This window comes from Streptomyces sp. NBC_00377 (assembly GCF_036075115.1).
Taxonomy (GTDB): domain Bacteria; phylum Actinomycetota; class Actinomycetes; order Streptomycetales; family Streptomycetaceae; genus Streptomyces.
The window spans coordinates 6,385,620-6,405,393 of sequence record NZ_CP107958.1; the positions used below are offsets into that span (position 1 = coordinate 6,385,620).

The 19,774-nt window shown below is 69.7% G+C and carries 18 protein-coding genes; 11 read left to right on the forward strand and 7 right to left on the reverse strand.

Features of this window, described 5'->3' with window-relative positions; translation table 11 throughout:
- Positions 1-17: 17 nt before the first annotated feature.
- From OHS71_RS28430 to OHS71_RS28440, 3 genes are all read right to left on the reverse strand, one after another.
- The gene (locus OHS71_RS28430) at positions 18-872 is read right to left on the reverse strand and encodes a DUF4429 domain-containing protein (protein ID WP_328484673.1); all 855 of its coding nucleotides are present in this window, start codon (positions 870-872) and stop codon (positions 18-20) included.
- A 58-nt stretch (positions 873-930) separates the two neighbouring features.
- Positions 931-2,148 carry an alpha/beta hydrolase gene (locus OHS71_RS28435; RefSeq protein ID WP_328482163.1) on the reverse strand — a complete coding sequence of 406 codons (1,218 nt, stop codon included), beginning with the start codon at positions 2,146-2,148 and terminating at the stop codon, positions 931-933.
- A gap of 110 nt (positions 2,149-2,258) precedes the next feature.
- Entirely contained in the window at positions 2,259-2,885 is a 627-nt protein-coding gene (locus OHS71_RS28440) for a TetR family transcriptional regulator (protein WP_328482164.1), read from the reverse strand.
- A 67-nt stretch (positions 2,886-2,952) separates the two neighbouring features.
- Between OHS71_RS28440 and OHS71_RS28445 the strand changes: the two genes are divergently transcribed.
- Together OHS71_RS28445 and OHS71_RS28450 are read left to right on the forward strand one after the other, a co-directional pair.
- Entirely contained in the window at positions 2,953-4,572 is a 1,620-nt protein-coding gene (locus OHS71_RS28445) for an MFS transporter (protein WP_328482165.1), read from the forward strand.
- A gap of 247 nt (positions 4,573-4,819) precedes the next feature.
- On the forward strand, positions 4,820-5,125 hold the full coding sequence (locus tag OHS71_RS28450; RefSeq protein ID WP_328482166.1) for a small hydrophobic protein: 306 nt from the start codon (positions 4,820-4,822) through the stop codon (positions 5,123-5,125).
- Positions 5,126-5,146: 21 nt separating this feature from the next.
- On the opposite strand, the gene OHS71_RS28455 is transcribed toward OHS71_RS28450, so the two are convergent.
- Both OHS71_RS28455 and aceE read right to left on the reverse strand, forming a co-directional pair.
- Positions 5,147-5,929, reverse strand: coding sequence for a potassium channel family protein (locus OHS71_RS28455; RefSeq protein ID WP_328482167.1), 783 nt, complete (start codon positions 5,927-5,929; stop codon positions 5,147-5,149).
- 91 nt (positions 5,930-6,020) lie between these two features.
- The gene (aceE, locus tag OHS71_RS28460; protein ID WP_328482168.1) at positions 6,021-8,768 is read right to left on the reverse strand and encodes a pyruvate dehydrogenase (acetyl-transferring), homodimeric type; all 2,748 of its coding nucleotides are present in this window, start codon (positions 8,766-8,768) and stop codon (positions 6,021-6,023) included.
- A gap of 414 nt (positions 8,769-9,182) precedes the next feature.
- On the opposite strand from aceE, the gene OHS71_RS28465 reads away from it, so the two are divergent.
- From OHS71_RS28465 to OHS71_RS28490, 6 genes are all read left to right on the forward strand, one after another.
- Complete coding sequence (locus OHS71_RS28465; RefSeq protein ID WP_020126915.1) at positions 9,183-9,620, forward strand: DUF3052 domain-containing protein; 438 nt, start codon at positions 9,183-9,185, stop codon at positions 9,618-9,620.
- 149 nt (positions 9,621-9,769) lie between these two features.
- Positions 9,770-10,228, forward strand: coding sequence for a peroxiredoxin (locus OHS71_RS28470; protein WP_328482169.1), 459 nt, complete (start codon positions 9,770-9,772; stop codon positions 10,226-10,228).
- Between the two features lie 112 nt (positions 10,229-10,340).
- On the forward strand, positions 10,341-10,916 hold the full coding sequence (locus OHS71_RS28475; protein ID WP_200726695.1) for a TerD family protein: 576 nt from the start codon (positions 10,341-10,343) through the stop codon (positions 10,914-10,916).
- Between the two features lie 128 nt (positions 10,917-11,044).
- Entirely contained in the window at positions 11,045-11,620 is a 576-nt protein-coding gene (locus OHS71_RS28480; protein ID WP_328482170.1) for a TerD family protein, read from the forward strand.
- A 76-nt stretch (positions 11,621-11,696) separates the two neighbouring features.
- Positions 11,697-12,845, forward strand: coding sequence for a DUF475 domain-containing protein (locus tag OHS71_RS28485; RefSeq protein ID WP_328482171.1), 1,149 nt, complete (start codon positions 11,697-11,699; stop codon positions 12,843-12,845).
- Positions 12,846-12,946: 101 nt separating this feature from the next.
- Positions 12,947-13,684, forward strand: a complete 738-nt coding sequence (locus OHS71_RS28490) for a TerD family protein (protein ID WP_328482172.1) — start codon at positions 12,947-12,949, stop codon at positions 13,682-13,684.
- A 31-nt stretch (positions 13,685-13,715) separates the two neighbouring features.
- On the opposite strand, the gene OHS71_RS28495 is transcribed toward OHS71_RS28490, so the two are convergent.
- Positions 13,716-14,486, reverse strand: a complete 771-nt coding sequence (locus tag OHS71_RS28495) for a TerD family protein (protein ID WP_328482173.1) — start codon at positions 14,484-14,486, stop codon at positions 13,716-13,718.
- 175 nt (positions 14,487-14,661) lie between these two features.
- On the opposite strand from OHS71_RS28495, the gene OHS71_RS28500 reads away from it, so the two are divergent.
- Genes OHS71_RS28500 through OHS71_RS28510 form a run of 3 tightly spaced genes read left to right on the forward strand, consistent with a single transcriptional unit; the run spans position 14,662 to position 19,273 of the window.
- The gene (locus OHS71_RS28500) at positions 14,662-15,837 is read left to right on the forward strand and encodes an HpcH/HpaI aldolase/citrate lyase family protein (protein WP_328482174.1); all 1,176 of its coding nucleotides are present in this window, start codon (positions 14,662-14,664) and stop codon (positions 15,835-15,837) included.
- Between the two features lie 26 nt (positions 15,838-15,863).
- On the forward strand, positions 15,864-18,473 hold the full coding sequence (locus tag OHS71_RS28505; RefSeq protein ID WP_328482175.1) for a phosphoribosyltransferase: 2,610 nt from the start codon (positions 15,864-15,866) through the stop codon (positions 18,471-18,473).
- On the forward strand, positions 18,473-19,273 hold the full coding sequence (locus OHS71_RS28510; RefSeq protein ID WP_328482176.1) for an HAD family hydrolase: 801 nt from the start codon (positions 18,473-18,475) through the stop codon (positions 19,271-19,273). The genes OHS71_RS28505 and OHS71_RS28510 overlap by 1 nt, the downstream gene beginning before the upstream one ends.
- Positions 19,274-19,292: 19 nt before the next feature.
- On the opposite strand, the gene OHS71_RS28515 is transcribed toward OHS71_RS28510, so the two are convergent.
- Positions 19,293-19,508, reverse strand: coding sequence for an FmdB family zinc ribbon protein (locus OHS71_RS28515; protein ID WP_328482177.1), 216 nt, complete (start codon positions 19,506-19,508; stop codon positions 19,293-19,295).
- Positions 19,509-19,774: the final 266 nt, after the last annotated feature.

A 19,774-nucleotide genomic window follows, 5' to 3' on the forward strand; every position in this document is an offset into this window, starting at 1 on the left:
GGTCCGCGGCCCGCGGCCTAGAGCTCGGCCAGCAACTCGGCCTTCTTGACGGAGAACTCGTCGTCGGTGACCAGCCCGGCCCGGTGCAGCTCGCCGAGATGCCGGATCCGCTCGGCGATGTCGGCGGGGTCCCGGCGCGGCGCGGTCGTGGCCGGGACGGCCGCCACGGCGACGCGCCCGCGGACCGCCGAGAGGACCGCCGCCGCGAACGGCAGTGATTCGTGCACCGGCCCGTAGCCCAGGCCGAAGACGACGGCCGCCGGGTCCTGGTCGGCCTGGGCCGGAGCGGTCTCGCCGCTCAGCAGCCGCAGATGTCCCTCGAACACCTCGGGCGAGCGCCACTCGACGCCACTGAGTTCGGACACGGCGAAACTCTGGTCGCCGGCCTTCCACTTCGCCGACGAGGCCCCCGTCCAGAACCACCGGAAGCGCACCGTGCGCCCGTCGAACGAGGCCTTCCCGTCGTAGGCCTTGAAGGACAGCGGCACCTGGGGGGCGTCCACCAGGAAACGTTCGGCCGGCCCGGACCCGGTCAGCCGCGCCCGCAGCTCGTCGGCGTAGTACTCGGCGAGCGTCTCCCGTTCGGCGGGCAGCACGAGCCGGTACGGGTCGCACGCTTCCTTGAGCTGCCCCGCGGCCGCCTCCATCAACGGGTCGGCTCCCGGCCGCGGCTCCGCCTGGAGCACGACCGTCCCGCGTTTGCCGGCGGTCAGCGTGACCCGGCCGATGGCGGCCAGCGGAATCCGGCGCTCGCCCAGTGCGGAGAGCAGCTTGGGCGTGCGCAACCCCCGTTCGTAGCGGATGAGGACGGAATCGGACTCGAACTCCCAGGCGGCATGAAATCCGGCCAGTACGTCACCCATGCGGCTCATCGTATGCGGGACACCCATTCTTCGTCCCCTCCCCGCGCGCACCGCAATTCCTGCGTCTCTACGCGCGTCCGGCCTCTGTCGTATCGGACAAACCCGCCGTGCAGGCGGCAACGCCGTGGGCGCACCGCACCGAGTGGTACGCGCCGGTGCCGATCTCGGCGAAGTTGCGCAGACTGTCGGTACCCGGCCGGAAATAGCCTCCGTGGCCCTGGGCGTCCCGCGCGGACAGCACCCGGGCGCCGAACTCCCGCGCCATCGGGTCCTCGCCGTGCCCGAGGCCGCCGACCTCCAGGTGCGGCACGTCCTGCACCCAGTCGTCGGCGTCCCGCATCGCCCATACCCTGGCGCCGGTTTCCAGTTGGGCCGCGTTCTCCACCCGCATCCCCGGGCTGCCCGCCACCGCGATGTCGGCCACCCGGTCCGGCATGGAGTGCGCGGCCACCCCGCACACCACGGAACCGTAGCTGTGGCAGAACATGGCGACGGGGGCGCTGCCCGGCAGGGCCGTCAGCAGGGCGTTCAGCCGGACGGCGCCGCTCTCGGCGCGCATCGCGGTGGCCGAGTCGATGCCGAGGCCGTCGGGGGAGGTGTAGTCGGCCCAGGCGATCACGGCGGTACGTGTCGAAGGGCTCGCCTCGCCCTCGGCCGCGTACAGGGCCTGGGCCATGCCGACCGGCGCCGAGTACTTGCGGTTCGTGCGCTGGAAGGTGAGGAGATCGGTGTCGACGCCGGGGACGACGACGGAGATCCGCTCGGCCTTGTCCAGGTTGCCGAACACCTCGGCGACCCGGCCGGAACCCTCCGGGTCGAAGGCCAGGATCTGCCGGTCGCCGGTGCTCATCGACTCGTAGCGGTGCATGCGCCGACCGGCCAGCTGCTGCCCCGACGCCGTGAGCCGCTTGTCGTGCATACGGGCGCGCTCGAGCCGCACCTGCTGGTGCAGGGCCACCCGGTTCGCGCGGTAGCGCAGTTCGGCAGGGGCGCCGTTCATGTTGCCCACGGCGAGCGCGTAGTCGTGTGCGAGCCCGGTGCGCTGCGGCGCGGTGAGCGAGGCGAAGAAGCGGGCGAGCCGGGCGGGCGCGGAGCCGGGGTCCGGCAACAGGTGGCCGTTCATCCGGCCGTGTTCCCACGCCGTGCGCGAGCTCTGCAGGGCGGTGGTCTCCCGCTGGTGGCGCAGGGCGGTCCAGCCGGTGGTCGTCAGCATCACGAACACCACGGCCAGGGCGGCCAGTGCGCGCCAGACGCCGAGTTGCGGGGAGGTCTCGAAGGAAGTCACTGAAAGGACACACTAGGAGAACGAGAGGGTCTCGGGTGACCCAAGTGACACGGATCACGTTTGACCGGGCGTGGGGAGGGTCATAAAGCTTCTCAGGGTCTTCGCGACCGTCAGGCCTCGCGCCAGTTTCCCAGCAGCGCGGGACCCACCCCGTCCAGGTACAGGGCCGTCAGTGCCCGGATCCTCTCCAGGCTGAAGTCCGCGCCCGTGGACCACTGGCGTTCCGTCACCCGCATCACCCCGCTGAACACGGCCACCGCGAGCCGGGGCCGCGGGTCGGCGTCCGGGTCGAGCCCCTCCCGCTCCGCGATCACCCGCGCGAGGTCCTCCTCGATCTCCGCCGAGCGCCGCAGGTGTGCGGCGAGCAGCACCGGCGTCGACTCGACCACCCGGTACATGCGCAGATACAGCTCCACGGGCACGACGGACTCCACGACCTCGTTGATCGAGTCCCAGCCGTCCAGCACCGCCTGGCGCAGGGCCTCCATCGGCGCCTCGTGAGGGGGGCGTTCGCGCACCGCCTGGACGAACCGCGCGACCGTCATCTCCACCAGGGCGAGCGCGGCCTCGTCCTTGCCGGCGAAGTAGCGGAAGAAGGTGCGCTGCGAGACGTCGACGGCTTCCGCGATGTCGTCGACGGTCGTCCCGTCGTAGCCCCGCGAGGTGAACAGCTCCACGGCGGCGCGCAGCAGCGCGTCCCGGGTGCGCTGCTTCTTGCGCTCACGCAGAGTTTCCATGATGTGTCAGTTACCGACTTATGAACTCGTTTGTCAATTGTCAGCGGCTGTCACTAACCTCGAACGCATGACCAGTCAGACCACCATCGACACGACGGGGCCGGGCGGCAAGGCACCGGCAGACCCGTCGGACGGGCGGCCCGCCAAGGGGCTGCGCGGCCACCAGTGGCTCACCCTCATCACCGTCGCCGTCGGCGTCATGATGGTGGCCCTCGACGGCACCATCGTGGCCATCGCCAACCCGGCCATCGCCAGCGACCTGGGCGCCACCTTCGCCGAGGTCCAGTGGATCACCAACGCCTACTTCCTGGCCCTCGCCGTCTCCCTGATCACCGCGGGCAAGCTCGGTGACCGCTTCGGCCACCGCCAGACCTTCCTCATAGGCGTCGTCGGCTTCGCCGCCGCCTCCGGGGCCATCGGCCTGTCCGGCAGCATCGGCGCGGTCGTCGCCTTCCGCGCGCTCCAGGGCCTCTTCGGCGCGCTGCTGATGCCGGCCGCGCTCGGTCTGCTGCGCGCGACCTTCCCGGCCGAGAAGCTCAACATGGCCATCGGTCTGTGGGGCATGGTCATCGGCGCGTCCACCGCCGGCGGCCCGATCCTCGGCGGCGTCCTCGTCGAGCACGTCAACTGGCAGTCGGTGTTCTTCATCAACGTGCCGGTCGGCGCCCTCGCCCTGCTCCTCGGCGGGCTGATCCTGCTCGACCACCGTGCCGAGAACGCCCCGCGCTCCTTCGACCTCCTGGGCATCGCCTTCCTCTCCGGCGCGATGTTCTGCCTGGTCTGGGCCCTGATCAAGGCTCCCACCTGGGGCTGGGCGGACGGCGCGACCTGGGCGTTCCTGGTCGGCTCCGTCGTGCTCTTCGCGGCCTTCGCCTTCTGGGAGACCAAGGTCAAGGAGCCGCTCATCCCGCTGGGCCTGTTCCGCTCGGTCCCGCTGTCGGCGGGTGTGGTCCTCATGGTCCTGATGGCGATCGCCTTCATGGGCGGTCTGTTCTTCGTGACGTTCTACCTCCAGAACGTGCACGGCATGAGCCCGATCGACGCCGGCCTGCACCTCCTCCCGCTGACCGGCATGATGATCGTCGGCTCCCCGCTCGCGGGCGCCGCGATCACCAAACTGGGCCCGCGCATCCCGCTGGCGGGCGGTATGGCCGCCACGGCGATCGCCATGTACGGCATGTCCACGCTGGAGACGGACACCGGCAGCGGTCTCATGTCGATCTGGTTCGCCCTCCTGGGCTTCGGCCTCGCGCCGGTCATGGTCGGCGCGACGGAGGTCATCGTCGGCAACGCACCCATGGAGCTGTCGGGCGTGGCGGGCGGTCTCCAGCAGGCGGCCATGCAGATCGGCGGCAGCCTCGGTACGGCCGTGCTCGGCGCCGTGATGGCCTCCAAGGTCGACGGCGACCTGCCCGCCAACTGGAAGGGCGCGGGCCTGCCGGAGCTCACCCCCGCCCAGCTGGACCAGGCCTCGGAAGCGGTCCAGGTCGGGGTGGCACCGGTGGCGAAGGGCACTCCCGCCGAGATCGCCGCGAAGATCACCGACGTCGCCCACGACACGTTCATCTCCGGGATGAGCCTCGCCTCCCTGGTCGCGGCCGGGGTGGCCGTCGTCGCCGTGTTCGTCGCGCTGCTCACCAAGCGGGGCGAGAACGCGGAGGCGGGTGCGGGCGTGGGGCACATCTGACGGTTCCTCAACCCTGACGGAACTTCAACGAATTTCCCCTATCAGGGTGACGACGCTAAAGGTTCCTCGCCTCCGGGTCCCGCCACAGGTCACAGTGGGTCATGCCCTCCGGAGGGGAGGGCGGCCCGGGCCGCGGCGCGCTGCCGGAGGGGGGCAGCGCGCCGACTGTCCGGCAACTGCGGGGAATATTGCGCGTGTCGCGGGTACCCGACTATCAACACATCCCCGGTAACCAGGGAGTTGTTCGATGGCCGGCTTCGGAAACGGCACGCGCAGGTACCCCCGCTCACGTGGCCGCATGGGGTCACGGACCGGGCCGGATCGCGCGACGCTCGGCATCGTCGGCCTCGTGTGCGCGGTCGCCGGATTCTTCGCATTGGGGATCGTCCTCGGTCCCGCGGCGATCGTCTGCGGATGGCTGGCCATGGGCCGCAGTTGGGCGGGCTCCCGTCCGGTACCGGCCCTGGTCGCCGTCGCCCTCGGCGCGATCGACACCCTGCTGGCGATCATCTGGCTGGCGGGAGCGACGGGAACGGGCAACGGGCTGCTTTAGGGCCGGCCGTCGCCTTCCCGTCTACCCGGAGCGGTGGTGGGTGGGCACGGGCGCGGGTCCAGGGGGCAGAGCCCCCGGGGGCCTGTCCCGCAGCGCCACCACCTCCGCCCGCAGCGCCCGCACCTCCTCCGTCAGCGCGCGGATCGCCTCCGTCTGGGCCCGCTCCTCGACGTCGTCCTTGTCGAACCGGGCGATGAACCAGGCCGCGATGTTCGCGGTCACCACACCCAGCAGCGCGATCCCGGACAGCATCAGCCCGACGGCGATGATGCGCCCCAGCCCGGTGGTCGGCGCGTGGTCCCCGTACCCCACCGTGGTCATCGTCGTGAACGACCACCACAGTGCGTCACCCAGCGTGCGGATGTTCCCGTCCGGCGACTCCCGCTCCACCGACAGCACGGCGAGCGATCCGAACATCAGCAGCCCGACGACCGCCCCCACCACGTACGTCGTCATCCGGATCTGCGAGGCCATCCGCGCCCGCCGCCCCACCAGCAGGAGCGTCGAGACCAGCCGCAGCAGCTTCAGCTGCTGCACCATCGGCAGCACCACCGCGCACAGGTCCAGCCAGTGCGTACGCACGAACAGCCGCCGGTCGGGCGTCAGCGCCAGCCGCACCCCGTAGTCCACCGCGAACGCCCCCCACACCACCCACTCCACCCCCGTGCAGGCGGCGGTCAGCGCATGGTCGGCCGAGGTGTCCACGATCGGGACGGCGTAGGCGACGGCGAACACCACAGCGAGGGCCAGCAAAGGCCGCTGAGTCCACAACTCCCACCGGCCCTGCGCCGACTGTTCTCGCATGCTCGCATAGTAAAGAACGAGTAAGGGGTGGCGGAGCCACAGCTCCACCACCCCTCGCTCGCCCCTCGGTCATCCCAGGGAGCGCCCGGCGCTACGCGTCGCCGCCCGCCGCCCCCGGGTCGGCCGCCGAGACGTCGAGCAGCTGGTACCGGTCGATGGCCTGCTTCAGCAGCGAGCGGTCGACCCTGCCCTCCTTCGCGAGCTCGGTCAGCACCCCCACGACGATCGACTGGGCGTCGATGTGGAAGAAGCGGCGGGCCGCCCCGCGGGTGTCCGCGAAGCCGAAGCCGTCCGCGCCCAGCGACTGGTAAGGGCCCGGCACCCAGCGTGCGATCTGGTCCGGCACCGACCGCATCCAGTCGGAGACGGCCACGAACGGGCCCTCGGCCCCGCTCAGCTTGCGCGTCACGTAGGGCACCCGCTGTTCCTCCTCCGGGTGCAGCAGGTTGTGCCGCTCGACCTCGACGGCCTCGCGCCGCAGCTCGTTCCAGGAGGTCGCCGACCAGACGTCCGCCTTGACGTTCCAGTCCTCGGCGAGGATCTTCTGCGCCTCGACCGCCCAGGGGACGGCCACACCGGACGCGAGGATCTGCGCCGGGATCGACCCCGAGGTGCCCTCGCTGAAGCGGTAGACGCCCTTCAGGATGCCCTCGACGTCCACGTCCGCCGGCTCGGCCGGATGCCGGATCGGCTCGTTGTAGACGGTCAGGTAGTAGAAGACGTCCTCGCCGTGCGGGTGTTCGGCGGAGCTGCCGTACATCCTGCGCAGACCGTCCTGCACGATGTGGGCGATCTCGAAGCCGAACGCCGGGTCGTAGGCGACACAGCCCGGGTTCGTCGAGGCGAGCAGCTGGGAGTGGCCGTCCGCGTGCTGGAGGCCCTCACCGGTCAGGGTCGTACGCCCGGCGGTCGCACCCAGTACGAAACCGCGCGCCAGCTGGTCCGACATCTGCCAGAACTGGTCGCCGGTGCGCTGGAAACCGAACATCGAATAGAAGACGTAGACCGGGATCAGCGGCTCGCCGTGGGTGGCGTACGCCGAGCCCGCCGCGATCAGGGAGGCCGTGCAGCCGGCCTCCGAGATGCCGTCGTGCAGCATCTGTCCGGTCGGCGACTCCTTGTAGGCGAGCAGCAGCTCACGGTCGACCGACTCGTACTGCTGACCGAGCGGGTTGTAGATCTTCGCACTGGGGAAGAAGGAGTCCATGCCGAAGGTGCGGTACTCGTCCGGCGCGATCAGCACGAAGCGCTTGCCGAGCTCCTTGTCCCTCATGAGGTCCTTGAGGAGCCGCACAAAGGCCATGGTTGTGGCGATGGACTGCTGACCCGAACCCTTCTTCACACTCGCGTACGTCTTTTCGTCGGGCAGCGTGAGTGGTTTCGACCGCACCACACGGGTCGGGACGTAGCCGCCGAGACTCTTGCGGCGGTCGTGCATGTACTGGATCTCCTCCGAGTCCCGACCGGGGTGGAAGTACGGCGGGAGGCCGCCCTCCAGCTCCTTGTCGGGAATCGGCAGGTGCAGCCGGTCGCGGAAGCCCTTGAGGTCGGCGACCGTCAGCTTCTTCATCTGGTGCGTGGCGTTGCGGCCCTCGAAGTTCGGCCCCAGCGTCCAGCCCTTGACCGTCTTGGCGAGGATCACCGTCGGCTGGCCGGTGTGCTCCACGGCCGCCTTGAACGCCGCGTAGATCTTGCGGTGGTCGTGACCGCCACGGCCGAGGTGCAGGATCTGGTCGTCGGTCATGCCCTCGACCATCGCGCGCAGCCGGTGGTCGTCACCGAAGAAGTGGTCGCGGATGTAGGAACCGGACTCGGTGGCGTAGGTCTGGAACTGGCCGTCCGGCGTCGTGTTCATCCGGTTGACGAGGGTGCCGTCGCGGTCCTGGGCGAGCAGCGGGTCCCAGGAGCGGTCCCAGATCAGCTTGATCACGTTCCAGCCGGCGCCCCGGAAGACCGACTCCAGTTCCTGGATGACCTTGCCGTTGCCGCGCACCGGGCCGTCGAGGCGCTGGAGGTTGCAGTTGACGACGAAGGTCAGGTTGTCCAGGCCCTCACGTGCGGCGATGGTCAGCTGGCCGAGCGACTCCGGCTCGTCCATCTCGCCGTCGCCGAGGAATGCCCACACCTGCGACTTCGAGGTGTCGGCGATCCCGCGCGCGTGCATGTAGCGGTTCATCCGCGCCTGGTAGATCGCACCGATCGGGCCGAGGCCCATCGACACGGTCGGGAACTCCCAGAAGTCCGGCATCAGACGCGGGTGCGGGTACGAGGACAGCCCGTGCGGCGCCTTCGACTTCTCCTGGCGGAACCCGTCCAGGTTCTGTTCGCTCAGCCGGTCGAGCAGGAACGCGCGGGCGTAGATGCCCGGAGAGGCGTGTCCCTGGAAGAAGACCTGGTCGCCGCCGTCGCCCTCGTCCTTGCCCCGGAAGAAGTGGTTGAAGCCGACGTCGTAGAGGGACGCCGAGGAGGCGAAGGTGGCGATGTGACCGCCCACCCCGATGCCCGGCCGCTGGGCCCTGGACACCATCACGGCCGCGTTCCAGCGGGTCGCGTTCAGGATCCGGCGCTCGATCTCCTCGTTGCCGGGGAAGAAGGGCTCGGCCCGGGTGGGAATGGTGTTGACGTAGTCCGTGCTGCGCATCTCGGGCACGGCCACGCGCTTCTCGCGGGCCCGTTCGATCAGCCGGAGCATCAGATAGCGGGCCCGCTCCCGGCCGCGCTCGTCGATCGCGGCGTCGAGGGAGTCGAGCCACTCCTGGGTTTCCTCGGGATCGAAGTCAGGAACCTGACTCGGAAGGCCGCCAATGATGATCGGGTTGCGATCGGATCCGGAAGCCACGCTGTTCCTTACCTGTCAGAGGGCTGTGTGGGGCTGTGGGACTGTTCTTCTCGTGTGGTCGCCTCGCGGGTGCCTCGCGGGGCGTCTCGCTCACTCTCCAGTGCCTGCACCGCCCCCATCGTGTACCTAGGGGCCGCAAACGTCATCTCTACCCCGAGGTAACCGGCACCCGTTCGAATCTCGTACCCTTGGATGGTTCTCAAATGCGCAAACAGGGCAGATAGGTGTGGTGTACGTCACCATCCGTCCGAATCGCGTGCCTGGAGTTGCGTCGACACGGCCAGGATCGTCACCGTTTCGGCGGTCCGAACCGCCGGGTACTTGCGCGATCCGTCCCGCCCGTGTGGACTACGGCCAATGCTTCGCGCACGCGCGTGGCTGAGACATTCCCGAATCATGATCAGGAGGCAACCCGTGAGCGCGACCGCGGACCACGCGGAGGAGCGGACCAGCCCTGCCGTCAGGCTGGGTTTCCAGCCCGAGCAGGTGGTCCAGGAGATCGGCTACGACGACGACGTCGACCAGGAGCTCCGCGAGTCCATTGAGGAAGTCATCGGCAGCGATCTGGTGGACGAGGACTACGACGACGTCGCCGACGCCGTGGTGCTCTGGTTCCGCGACGATGACGGAGACCTGACGGATGCGCTGGTGGACGCCACCACGTACATCGAAGAAGGCGGGTCGATCCTCCTCCTGACGCCGAAGACCGGCCGGACGGGATACGTGGAGCCGAGCGACATCTCCGAAGCCTCGACGACTGCGGGTCTGTCGGCCAGCAAGAGCGTCAGCGTGGGCAAGGACTGGAGTGGCAGCCGGCTGGTGACGCCCAAGGCCGCGAAGTCCAAGAAGTGACGTCCAGGGAGTGACGTCCGAGAAGTGAACTGAAGTGCTGTGACGCCGGACGGGCCGGCCCCTGTGGGCAGGTCCGTCCGTCGGCCTTCGGCGATCGCTGCGTAGGGTGGTGTTCACCCAGACAGCCCCACCGAAGGGACATTCAGGCGATGGCCATCCAGGTCGGCGACAAGGCCCCCGACTTCGAGCTCAAGGACAACCACGGCCGCTCCGTGAGGCTCTCCGACTTCCGCGGGAGCAAGAACGTCGTCCTGCTCTTCTATCCCTTCGCCTTCACCGGCGTGTGCACCGGCGAACTGTGCGAGGTGCGCGACAACCTGCCGAAGTTCGCCGACCGCGACACCCAGGTGCTCGCCGTCTCCAACGACTCCATCCACACCCTGCGCGTCTTCGCCGAGCAGGAGGGCCTGGAGTACCCGCTGCTGAGCGACTTCTGGCCGCACGGCGAGGTCAGCCGCGCCTACGGCGTGTTCGCCGAGGACAAGGGCTGCGCGGTGCGCGGCACCTTCGTCATCGACAAGGAGGGCCTGGTGCGCTGGACGGTCGTCAACGCGCTGCCGGACGCCCGCGACCTCGGTCAGTACGTCGCCGCGCTCGACACCCTGTGATTCTTCGGCGTCAGGGCCTGCGTGGGGCGGGAACCCGTCACTAGGATCGACACGTTGATCCGATATCCGACGTATCAGGGGCTCCCCGCCCCGGAACACCAATGGAGGACCCGTGGGAGTCAGCCTCAGCAAGGGCGGCAACGTATCGCTGACCAAGGAGGCCCCGGGCCTGACCGCGGTCATCGTCGGTCTGGGGTGGGACGTCCGCACCACCACCGGCACCGACTTCGACCTGGACGCCAGCGCACTGCTGCTGGACAGCTCCGGCAAGGTCGGCAGCGACGCGAACTTCGTCTTCTTCAACAACCTCAAGAGCCCCGACGGCTCGGTCGAGCACACCGGTGACAACACCACCGGTGAGGGCGAGGGCGACGACGAGGCGATCAAGGTCAACCTCGCCGCGGTCCCGGCCGACATCGAGAAGATCGTCTTCCCTGTGTCGATCTACGACGCGGAGAACCGGCAGCAGTCCTTCGGCCAGGTGCGCAACGCGTTCATCCGCGTCGTGAACCAGGCCGGCGGCACCGAGATCGCCCGTTACGACCTGAGCGAGGACGCGTCGACCGAGACCGCGATGGTCTTCGGCGAGCTGTACCGGCACGGTGCGGAGTGGAAGTTCCGGGCCATCGGCCAGGGCTACGCCTCGGGTCTGCGCGGTATCGCGCAGGACTTCGGCGTCAACGTCTGAGCCGACCGCAGGGCCCGAGTCACCGAACGTCCGATCGTCCGGCGCCGCACCGTTTACGGTCGGCGCCGGACGCGCAGGACAACCGAAGAGGCACCACCTGAGCACCACCTAGGGGAGGACCAGCAGACATGGGCGTCACGCTCGCCAAGGGAGGCAATGTCTCCCTGTCCAAGGCCGCGCCGAACCTCACCCAGGTGATGGTCGGGCTCGGCTGGGACGCGCGCTCCACCACCGGAGCCCCCTTCGACCTGGACGCCAGCGCGCTGCTGTGCAACAGCGGACGGGTGATGGGGGACGAGTGGTTCGTCTTCTACAACCAGCTCAAGAGCCCGGACGGCTCGGTCGAGCACACCGGTGACAACCTCACCGGAGAGGGCGAGGGCGACGACGAGTCGCTGCTGGTCGACCTCTCCAAGGTGCCGCTCCAGTGCGACAAGATCGTCTTTCCGGTCTCCATCCACATGGCCGACGAGCGGGGCCAGACCTTCGGCCAGGTCGCCAATGCCTTCATCCGTGTCGTGAACCAGGCCGACGGCCAGGAGCTCGCCCGCTACGACCTGAGCGAGGACGCCAGCACGGAGACCGCGATGATCTTCGGCGAGCTCTACCGGTACCAGGGCGAATGGAAGTTCAGGGCTGTGGGACAGGGGTACGCGTCGGGGCTGCGGGGCATCGCTCTAGACTTCGGAGTCAACGTTTCGTAAAGCCGAGTACGGCACGGGGGAAACCCTCCCCCAGACTTTGTCTGGGAGGCGCCCCCAACACACGATTGGGTAGCCAGTGCTTCTGAAAACCTTCGGCTGGTCGTTCGCGATCACCGCGCTCGGCCTGGTCGCAGCGGCCTTCTACGGGGGGTGGGAGGCCCTCGGTATCGTGGCGATCCTCTGCATCCTGGAGATCTCGCTGTCGTTCGACAACGCGGTGGTCAACGCCGGGATCCTGAAGAAGATGAGTGCCTTCTGGCAGAAGATCTTCCTCACGGTGGGCGTCCTGATCGCCGTCTTCGGCATGCGGCTGGTCTTTCCCGTCGTCATCGTCGCGATCAGTGCGAAAATCGGTCCGATCGACGCGGTCGACCTCGCGCTCAACGACAAGGACAAGTACCAGCAGCTCGTCACCGACGCCCACCCGTCGATCGCCGCCTTCGGTGGCATGTTCCTGCTGATGATCTTCCTGGACTTCATCTTCGAGGACCGGGACATCCAGTGGCTGCGCTGGATCGAGCGCCCGCTCGCCAAGCTCGGCAAGGTCGACATGCTGTCGGTCTGCATCGCGCTGATCGTCCTGCTGATCACCTCCTTCACCTTCGCCACCCACGCCCACCAGCACGGCGGGGCGCACGCCGACAAGGCGCAGACGGTCCTGATCTCCGGTATCGCCGGTCTGATCACGTACATGGTCGTGGGCGGTCTCTCCGGCTACTTCGAGGACAAGCTCGAGGAAGAGGAGGAGCGCGAGCACGAGGAGGAGGAAGAGGCCGCACGCACCGGGAAGAAGCGCCCGGCGGTCGTCCTGGCCGGCCAGGCCGCGTTCTTCATGTTCCTCTACCTCGAGGTCCTGGACGCGTCCTTCTCCTTCGACGGCGTGATCGGCGCCTTCGCCATCACCAACGACATCGTCCTGATGGCCCTCGGCCTCGGCGTCGGCGCCATGTACGTCCGGTCGCTCACCGTGTACCTGGTCCGCCAGGGCACCCTCGACGACTACGTCTACCTCGAGCACGGCGCCCACTACGCGATCGGCGCCCTGGCCGTGATCCTCATGGTCACCATCCAGTACCAGATCAACGAGGTCATCACCGGCCTCGTCGGTGTGGTCCTGATCGCCTGGTCCTTCTGGTCCTCCGTGCGCCGCAACCAGGCCCTGGCGGCGGCCGAGGGAAAAGCGGCGGCCTCGGACGACAAGACTGAGGTCTCGTCCGGGGTGTGACCGCCTTCTCAGCGAGGAACGCTCTGAGCGGGGCGGCCGGTGAGGACGAGTCCTCCACCGGCCGCCCCGCCGGTATTTCACAGTGGACGTGGGGGGCGGGAATGGGCATATTCGACGGGCTCCTGGGCAGCCGGGCGGCGGACTTCGACTCGGGCAACGCGGCCACCAACTCGATCGAACTGACCAAGCGGCACTCCCAGGTCTCCCTCACGAGGCAGGGCGCCGCGACCGGCAACCTGCGCGTCAACCTGACCTGGCGGATGCGCACCTCCGACATCGGCGGACCGCAGCGCGAGAGTCTGCTGCGGCATCCCTTCAAGGCGCTGCGGCCCCCGGAGGTCGTCGGACACAGCCAGAGCATGGTCAACGTCGACCTCGACCTCGGCTGCCTGTACGAGCTGGCCGACGGGACGAAGGGGGTCGTGCAGCCGCTGGGCGGCCTGCTGGGGGACGTGAACGCGCCGCCCTACGTGAAGCTGAGCGGCGACGACCGGTTCGGGTCGGCGTCCGGCGAGACGATGTACGTCAACCTCGACCACCGGGACGAGATCAAGCGGCTGCTCGTCTTCGTCTACATCTACGACCAGACGCCGGCGTTCGACCGGACCCACGCGATCGTCACGCTGTATCCGAGCAACGGGCCGCGGATCGAGATAGGCCTCGACGAACGGCATCCGCAGGCCCGGTCCTGCGCGGTGGTGATGATCGAGAACGTCAAGGGTGAACTCATGGTGCGGCGCGAGGTGCGGTTCGTCTACGGGTTCCAGGCGGAGCTGGACCGCCTGTACGGGTGGGGACTCCAGTGGGGCAGGGGCTACAAGACGAAGGTGGAGAAGTAGCGCCCGCGCCCCGCGCGGCTCACCCGGCCACTCACCGTCCGACGAACTGAGGGCCCTGCGGCGGCAGCCGGAAGGAGCCGTCCGGGTAGCCGTAGCCGTAGGTCGGAAGGCTGGCCGGGTAGCCGTACGCCGGTTGCTGCGGTTGCTGCGGTTGCTGCGGTTGCTGCTGCGGGACGGTCGACGCCGGCTGCTCGGGCGGCAGGGGCTGCGAGAGGCTGGGCGTGCGGGGGGCCTGGGACGGCTCGGGGGCCGGGGCCTCCTCCGACTCGTCCACCGAGATGCCGAAGTCCGTGGCCAGGCCCTTGAGGCCGTTGGAGTAGCCCTCGCCCAGGGCGCGGAACTTCCAGCCGTCGCCGCGCCGGTACAGCTCGCCGCAGATCAGGGCCGTCTCCTCACCCGTCTCCGGGCGGATGTCGAAGGTGGCCAGCGGCTCGCCGTCGGTCGTCGCGTCGTACAGCGCGATGGTGAGGGAACGTACGCGGTCGAACGTCACCCCGTCCGCCGAAGCGACCAGGAGAATCTGGCCGACGCCGGACTCGACACCGGACAGATCTGTCTGGATGGTGTCCGTGAGGCCCTCGGCGACGCGCTTCTTGCCGAGCCGCCACACCTTCCCGGACGGATGCCGGGGCTGGTTGTAGAAGACGAAGTCCTCGTCGGAGCGCACACGGCCGTCGAGGCCCAGGAGCAGCGCCGAGGCGTCGACGTCCGGGACCCCCTGTCCGGGGGTCCAGCGCAGCACGGCGCGTACCGTGGTGGCTTTCAGCGGGACGTTCGACCCCTTCAGCATCGCGTGCGTCATGCGGTCATCCTGCCTTCTCGGGCCTGCTCACGACAACGCGGGGTACACGGCAAGTCTCATCCGCGAGTTACCTGAAATTCATGCCGGGTGGGAACCTGGGACATCGATCCCTACGTACTATTACCGGCCACCTCATGCCGAATCCACAGACTTACGCGCACCACGGGGGAGATTCATGCGTCATTTCGGGCACCTCGCCCCTGAGGTGCGGCACCGCCTCTTCCACCGGGAACCGTGCGTCTTCGACACGGACTCCCCGGCAAGGCTGCTCTCCGCGGCCCTGGGGGCCACGCTGTACAGCCCGGCCACGCGGCCCCGGCTGGCGGACGACATCGTCAAGCAGACCGGGCGCGGCGTGGTGTCGATGGTGCTGTGCCTGGAGGACTCCATCGGCGACGAGGACGTCGAGGCCGGCGAGGCGAACCTCGTCCGGCAGTTCGCCGACCTCGCGGCCCGCAGGGACGCCGGAGAGGCGGAACTGCCGCTGATCTTCATCCGGGTGCGGACGCCCGAGCAGATCCCCGACCTGGTCCGGCGTCTCGGGGCCACCGCGGAACTGCTCAGCGGTTTCGTGTTCCCGAAGTTCACCGAGGAGCGGGGCATCCCCTTCCTGGAGGCGCTGGCGGGCGCCGAGACGGCGAGTGGGCGGCGGCTGTTCGGCATGCCCGTCCTGGAGACGCCCGAGCTGATGTACCGCGAGTCGCGGGTGGACGCCCTGGAGGGCATCGCCCGCGCCGTCGACAAGTACCGCAGCCGGGTCCTCGCCCTGCGCCTGGGCGTGACCGACTTCTGCTCCTCGTACGGCCTGCGCAGAGCGCCCGACATGACCGCCTACGACGTCCAGATCGTCGCCTCCGTGATCGCGGACGTGGTGAACATGCTGGGCCGGGCCGACGGCACCGGGTTCACGGTGACGGGGCCGGTGTGGGAGTACTTCCGGGTCCCCGAGCGCATGTTCAAGCCGATGTTGCGGCACAGCCCCTTCCTGGAGGGGCAGGCCGTCGAACTGCGCGAGAAACTGATCGAGCACGCGATGGACGGGCTGCTGCGCGAGATCTCGCTGGACCACGCCAACGGCCTGCTCGGCAAGACCTGCATCCACCCCTCCCACGTGCCGGCCGTGCACGCGCTGTCCGTCGTCAGTCACGAGGAGTACAGCGACGCGGCGGACATCCTGCGGCCGGAACGCGGCGGTGGGGGTGTGCTGCGGTCGCAGTACACGAACAAGATGAACGAGGTGAAGCCGCACCGCGCCTGGGCCGAGCGCACCATGCTCCGCGCCGAGGTCTTCGGTGTCGCGCACGAGGACGTCAGCTTCGTCGACCTGCTCGCCGCCGGCATACCCGGCTGAATAACCACCTCACTCACAAGGGACGCATGAACAACGCAGTGAACAACGGGGACGACGGCATATGGTCCGGGACCTGGGTCGCCGAGCGGCTCGGTGTCGAGCTCGTGGGCGACGACACGCTGACGAGCCTGCTGGGGCTGGCCCTGCGCCGCAACCCCAAGCGGGCGCATCTGCTGGTCTCCAACGTCCTGGGCAAGCACGTCCCGCAGTCGCCGTCCGTGGTGCACGGCCACGGGTTCGCCCTCGGCCGCCGGGTGCGTGAACTGCTCGGCGCCGAGGAGGCGGCCGAGGCGGTCGTCCTCGGCTACGCGGAGACCGCCACCGGCCTCGGTCACTCGGTCGCCGACGGCATCGGCACGGCCCCCTGTCTGCACTCCACCCGCCGCCCGGTCGCCGGGGTGGCGCAGGCGGGCGGCTTCGAGGAGTCCCACTCGCACGCGACCTCGCACCTGCTGCTGCCGGAGGACCCGGCGCTGCTGGTCGGGAGCGGGCCGCTGGTCCTGGTCGACGACGAGTTCTCCACCGGCAACACGGTCCTGAACACCATTCGGGCGCTGCACGAGCGGTATCCGCGGGGGCGGTACGTGGTGGTGGCGCTGGTCGACATGCGCTCGGCGGCCGACGCGGGCCGCCTGGACGACTTCGCCCGCGAGATCGGCGCCCGCGTCGACCTCGTCACCACCGCCTCCGGCACGGTCCTCCTCCCGGAGGGGGTGCTGGAGAAGGGCCAGGAGCTGGTCACCCGGTACGAGGCCGAGGCCGCCACGAGCGGTGCCCGGTCGTCCGCGGGGGCGGCGGCCGCGCTGCCGCAGAGCGTGGAGGCCGACGCGCGGGGCAATCCGCCAGGGGCGCGGGGAACTGCGCGACAGGCCGCGACGGACCCGCACCCGGACGACGACCGCACCCGGCAGACGCGGCCCCCCGGCCACCTCACCCGCGTGGACCTGCACTGGCCGCGCGGCCTTCCCGACGGCGGCCGGCACGGCTTCACCCCCGCGCACCGGATACGCCTGGACGCGGCCCTGCCCGAGATGGCCGCACGCCTGGCCGAGGCGTTGCCGCACGACGCGCGGAGCGTCCTCGTGCTCGGCTTCGAGGAGCTGATGTACGCCCCCCTCCGGCTCGCCCGCGAGCTGGAGCAGGTCGTCGGCGCCGAGGTGCGCTACTCGACCACCACCCGCTCGCCCGTCCTCGCGGTCGACGACCCCGGCTACGCGATACGCAGCCGAATCGTTTTCCCCGCGCACGACGACCCGGCGGACGGCCCCGGCGAGCGTTATGCCTATAACGTCGCGGGCGGGGACTTCGACGCCGTCGTAGCCGTCGTGGACTCCGTGGCCGACACCCGGGAACTGCACGCCCCCGACGGCCTCCTGTCCCAGCTTGCCGCGCACACCCCGCACGTCGTCCTCGCGGTCGTGCCGTCGTACGTCCCCGAGCCGCTGTACGCAGCCGCCTTGTCGGAAGAGAGACCCGCCATGCTGCCCGAGCCCCTTCGTGGCCCCGCCTTCTCCTCGTACCCACCGGAAGAGGTCGGCTGGCTGCTCCAGGACCTCTCGGACGTGACGCTGGAGGCGCCGACGGAGGAGCGCGAGGAGGCCATCCAGAGCGGCGGCGCGCACTACGCCGAGTCGCTGCCCGTCGAGTACCAGCCCAGCGAGCAGTACCAGGAGCTGTTCCACGCGGCGCTGGAGACCTCGGCGGCGCGCATCGCGCAGGCCGTGGGCGTCGTCACGGAGACGGTGATCACCGAGCGGTCCCCCCGGCCGGTGCTCGTCTCGCTCGCCCGGGCAGGCACCCCCGTCGGGGTGCTGATGCGCCGCTGGGCGCAGTTCCGGCACGGCCTCGACCTGCCGCACTACGCGGTGTCGATCGTGCGCGGCCGGGGCATCGACGCCAACGCGCTGCGCTGGCTGGCCGCCCATCACGACCCGCGTGACGTCGTCTTCGTCGACGGCTGGACCGGCAAGGGCGCGATCACCAGGGAACTGGCCGCTGCGATCGAGGAGTTCGAGGAGGGCGGCGGTGCGGCCGGCTTCGACGCGGAGATCGCGGTGCTGGCCGACCCGGGTTCGTGCGTGCGGACGTACGGCACCCGCGACGACTTCCTCATCCCCTCCGCCTGTCTGAACTCGACCGTCTCGGGGCTCATCTCGCGGACCGTGCTGCGGGCCGACCTGGTCGGGCCGGACGACTTCCACGGCGCGAAGTTCTACCGCGAGCTCGCCGGCACGGATGTCTCCGTGGCCTTCCTGGACGCCGTCGCCGCCCGCTTCCCCGAGGTCGCGGACGCCGTCGACGGCGCGGTGAAGGAACTGCTCGCCAGTGACCGGACGCCGAGCTGGGAGGGCTGGGCGGCCGTCGAGCGGATCAGCGAGGAGTACGGGATCCACGACGTGAACCTGGTCAAGCCCGGGGTCGGCGAGACCACCCGGGTGCTGCTGCGCCGGGTGCCGTGGAAGATCCTGGCGCGGGCCGGGGCGGGCGCCGACCTGGACCACGTACGGCTGCTCGCCGGGCAGCGAGGAGTACCCGTCGAGGAGGTCGGCGACCTGCCCTACACCTGCGTGGGGCTGATCCACCCGCAGTTCACCCGGGGCGCGACCGGCGCCGACGGCAAGGCGGTGGCGGTCTGATGCCGGTTCTGGTGGCGAGCGATCTCGACCGTACGCTCATCTACTCGGCGGCCGCCCTGGCGCTGACCATGCCGGACGCGCGGGCCCCGCGGCTGCTGTGCGTGGAGGTGCACGAGGCGAGGCCGCTGTCGTTCATGACGGAGACGTCGGCGCAGCTGCTGACCGACCTGGGCGACCGGGCGGTGTTCATGCCGACGACGACCCGGACCCGCAAGCAGTACCAGCGCATCAACCTGCCGGGTCCGGAGCCGAAGTACGCCATCTGCGCGAACGGCGGCCATCTGCTGGTGGACGGGGCGACCGACCAGGACTGGCACGCGAGCGTGCTGGCCCGGCTGGCCGACGAGTGCGCGCCGCTCGGCGAGGTGCAGGAGTACCTGGCGAAGACGGCGGACCCGTTCTGGCTGCGCAAGCAGCGGGTCGCCGAGGATCTGTTCGCCTACCTCGTCGTGGAGCGCGAGCTGCTGCCCGAGGAGTGGGTGAAGGAGCTCGCTGCCTGGGCGGAGAACCGGGGCTGGACCGTGTCGCTCCAGGGCCGCAAGATCTACGCGGTGCCGAAGCCGCTGACCAAGAGCGCGGCCGTGCGCGAGGTGGCCCGCCGCACCGGTGCCGAACTGACGCTGGCGGCGGGGGACTCGCTGCTCGACGCCGATCTGCTGCTGGCCGCCGACCGGGGCTGGCGCCCGGGTCACGGCGAGCTGGCCGAGACCGCCTGGACGGCTCCGGAGATCACGGCCCTGCCCGAGCGGGGTGTGCTGGCCGGCGAGCGCATCCTGCGGGAGTTCCTGAAGAATTCCTGAGAAATCGCCGCGCCGTCGGTCAGCCGCAGCAGCCGCCGCCGCAGCATCCGCCGCCCCCGCCGCCCGCCTTGGGCGCGGGGGCGGACTTCGTGCCCCCCACGGCCACGGTTGAGAGAAGCTTCACTGTGTCGTCGTGACCTGCGGGGCAGTCCGCGGGGTCGGCGGACCGCGCCATCGGGCGGCTCAGTTCGAAGGTGTCGCCGCAGGTCCGGCAGCGGTACTCGTAGCGAGGCATGCCGCCAGACTAAGCCCCTATGCTCGGAGACGGTGTCAGCAGTTTCACCTCTGTTCACTTCTGTCGATTCCTTATGTGGAGAATTTGCGAAGGGCGCTGGTAATTTGAGAGCGCCGTGTTGAACCCCGAGGTCGGGAGGGTTCAAGGTTTGCGGCCGCGTCAACGGCAACCATGTCAGGCCCTCGTAAGTCTGTACGTCTGCCTGCGAGCAATACGGAGTGCGGAGGGAGACGCGTCGTGACCCAGGCGGGGCAGGGGGAGGAGCC

Coding starts and splice junctions, on each gene's coding strand:
- OHS71_RS28430 (WP_328484673.1), bottom strand. CDS start 872: ATGAGCCGCATGGGTGACGTACTGGCCGGATTTCATGCCGCCTGGGAG.
- OHS71_RS28440 (WP_328482164.1), bottom strand. CDS start 2,885: ATGGAAACTCTGCGTGAGCGCAAGAAGCAGCGCACCCGGGACGCGCTG.
- OHS71_RS28445 (WP_328482165.1), top strand. CDS start 2,953: ATGACCAGTCAGACCACCATCGACACGACGGGGCCGGGCGGCAAGGCA.
- OHS71_RS28450 (WP_328482166.1), top strand. CDS start 4,820: ATGGCCGGCTTCGGAAACGGCACGCGCAGGTACCCCCGCTCACGTGGC.
- OHS71_RS28455 (WP_328482167.1), bottom strand. CDS start 5,929: ATGCGAGAACAGTCGGCGCAGGGCCGGTGGGAGTTGTGGACTCAGCGG.
- OHS71_RS28470 (WP_328482169.1), top strand. CDS start 9,770: ATGGCCATCCAGGTCGGCGACAAGGCCCCCGACTTCGAGCTCAAGGAC.
- OHS71_RS28480 (WP_328482170.1), top strand. CDS start 11,045: ATGGGCGTCACGCTCGCCAAGGGAGGCAATGTCTCCCTGTCCAAGGCC.
- OHS71_RS28490 (WP_328482172.1), top strand. CDS start 12,947: ATGGGCATATTCGACGGGCTCCTGGGCAGCCGGGCGGCGGACTTCGAC.
- OHS71_RS28495 (WP_328482173.1), bottom strand. CDS start 14,486: ATGACGCACGCGATGCTGAAGGGGTCGAACGTCCCGCTGAAAGCCACC.
- OHS71_RS28500 (WP_328482174.1), top strand. CDS start 14,662: ATGCGTCATTTCGGGCACCTCGCCCCTGAGGTGCGGCACCGCCTCTTC.
- OHS71_RS28505 (WP_328482175.1), top strand. CDS start 15,864: ATGAACAACGCAGTGAACAACGGGGACGACGGCATATGGTCCGGGACC.
- OHS71_RS28510 (WP_328482176.1), top strand. CDS start 18,473: ATGCCGGTTCTGGTGGCGAGCGATCTCGACCGTACGCTCATCTACTCG.
- OHS71_RS28515 (WP_328482177.1), bottom strand. CDS start 19,508: ATGCCTCGCTACGAGTACCGCTGCCGGACCTGCGGCGACACCTTCGAA.